Here is a 2,558-nt window from a genome sequence, read left to right as displayed (position 1 = left end):
ATCTCCTCGGCGAGGAACTTGCCGAGCGCACTGACTTCATCGAACGCACCGGCGAATTTATCGACATCCTGCAGTCCCACGGCCCACTGGCCGCCATCGCCGATGCCAGCAATCCGACATCCCGTCCCCACGCAGCCCACCGGAGCACCACATGAACACCCAAACCATCCTTTCGGAACATCGCACGGATCTGCCAACGACCACCGAAGCAGCCGTCCTGCATGGCGCCGGCGATATCCGCATCGAGAACAAACCTCTGAAACCGCTTGGCGCGAACGACGTGCTGGTGGAGATGCGTTCCGGTGGAATCTGCGGCTCCGACATGCACTATTTCGCAGAGGGTCGCAACGGCAGCAACGTCCTTCGCCAACCCACCATCCTCGGCCACGAAGGCGCCGGCGTGGTGATTGCCGCCGGCGAAAAGGCCCGCACCGCCGTCGGTACCGCCGTCGTCATCGAACCGGCCATGCCATGCCGGCAATGCCCGGCATGCCTCTCGGGCCACTACAACGTGTGCCCAACAGGAACCTGCTTCGGCTCCCCGCCCACGGACGGGCTCTTTGCCCGCCACGTTGTGGTGCCTGACGCCACCCTCCACCCGCTACCTGAAGCCGTACCAGCCGAAATCGGAGCCGCGATCGAGCCACTCGCCGTGGCAGTCTGGGCCGTCGAACGCGCGCAGGTCCACAGCGGGCATCGGGTGCTGGTCACTGGTGCCGGACCCATCGGCCTTCTCGTGGCCCAGGTCGCAGCGGCCCAGGGCGCCAGCGAAATCGTTGTCACGGACATCAACGACGACCGCCTCGCCGTCGCTGCCCGGCTGGGAGCAACACGCACCATCAACACCTCCACGGAACCACTTGACCTCAAAGACATGGACCGCCTCATCGAATGCTCCGGAAACATCCGCGCACTCGCCGATGGCATCCACACACTGGGTCCAGGCGCCCGCGCCACGGTGGTCGGGCAAGCCCGGCCCACAGTAGACGGCATTCCGCTTGGCTACCTGCAGCGTTACGAAATCGACCTTGTGACGGCGTTCCGGTACGCCAACGCGTTCCCGACGGCGATCGACCTGGCCTCGTCCGGGAAAGTGGACCTGCGGTCCATCATCACTGCCACATATCCGCTCAACGACGCAGCAGCGGCCCTCACGGCTCCTGTCAACGATCCGCGGAATCTCAAAGTATTGATCAGCTACTAAACACCCCCCGCACGGCACGGATGCCGCCGGAAAGCATCAAAGAAACATCCATTCAAAGGAGTATGGAAATGACGACAGCAGCAAACCTCCCACCCACGCCCGTGGACCAAACCAAGGTCCGGAAGGCCGCCGTCGCAGGTCTCATCGGTACCACGCTGGAACTCTATGACTTCGTCATCTACGGCACGGCCTCGGCCTTGGTCTTCAGCAAACTCTTCTTCCCCAACATTTCCCCAGCGACCGCGCTCCTCGCAAGCTTCACCACCTTCGCCGTAGGCTTCCTTTTCCGGCCCCTGGGTGGAATATTCTTCTCCCACTTCGGCGACAGACTCGGCCGGAAATGGATCCTGGTTGTAACCCTTCTGCTCATGGGCGGCGCAACGCTGGTCATCGGCCTGCTGCCCACCTTCGACCAAGTCGGACTGCTGGCACCGATCCTCCTGTGTGTCTGCCGGGCCGCCCAAGGCTTCGGCGCCGGCGCGGAACAATCCGGAGGTGCCACGTTGCTGACAGAGTCCGCTGCGCCCGGTACCCGGGGACGCTTTGCATCACTGATCATGGTCGGCGCGGCAGCCGGTACCGCACTGGGTGCCCTCGTATGGATCGCCGCCCAAGCACTGGCACCGAACGACATGCTCACCTGGGGCTGGCGGCTCGTGTTCCTCTCCAGCATCTTCGTCACCATTGCCGCCCTTGTCATCCGGCGCAAACTCGACGAGTCTCCGGTATTTGAAGAAATCAAGCAGACCCGCACAGTCCCGCCCGCACCGCTCAAGGAAGTTGCCAAGAACGGCAAGGCCAACGTCCTGCGCGTCATCCTCATGAACTTCGGCGTCAGCACCCAGTCCTACACCATCCAGGTCTTCATGGCCTCCTACCTCATCACCGTGGTGGGCACCGACCCGAAATTCATTCCACCCGTACTTCTCATCGGTTCACTCTGCGGCGGCGTGGCGGCAGTATCCTTCGGCATCCTGTCCGACAAGATCGGACGCAGGCGCGTTGTTTCCCTCATCACCGGTGCCCTGATCCTCTTCCCCGCCCCCGCGTTCCTGCTGCTGACCACGGGCTCCCCGGCAGCCATCGTCATGGTCATCATCATCGGATTCATGCTCGCCTGCCAAGGCGTGGTCGGTGTCCACATGAGCTACTTCCCCGAGATTTTCGGCAGCCGCTACCGCTACGCAGGCGTGACCCTGGGCCGCGAGTTCTCCTCCATCATCGGCGGCGGCGTCGCTCCCATGATCTGCGCAGGCCTGCTGGCAATGTTCAGCAACTCCTGGATCCCGATCGCCATCTACATGTCCTTGACCATGGCCGTCAGCTTCATCGCCACACGGATGTCGCCGGAAAC

The 2,558-nt window shown here is 63.1% G+C and carries 2 protein-coding genes; both read left to right on the top strand.

All coding sequences use genetic code 11. The annotated features are described in order from the left end of the window. The first annotated feature begins 151 nt into the window (after positions 1 to 151). The gene (locus tag AC1DD5_RS25545; protein ID WP_477523111.1) at positions 152 to 1,204 is read left to right on the top strand and encodes an NAD(P)-dependent alcohol dehydrogenase; all 1,053 of its coding nucleotides are present in this window, start codon (positions 152 to 154) and stop codon (positions 1,202 to 1,204) included. A 68-nt stretch (positions 1,205 to 1,272) separates the two neighbouring features. After that, positions 1,273 to 2,558 (top strand): MFS transporter (locus AC1DD5_RS25540; protein ID WP_477523110.1); only part of this gene is annotated, 1,286 nt, incomplete at its 3' end.

The sequence above is a fragment of the Paenarthrobacter sp. 10L420 genome, assembly GCF_056395385.1.
This window is presented reverse-complemented; position numbering and strand designations above follow the sequence as displayed.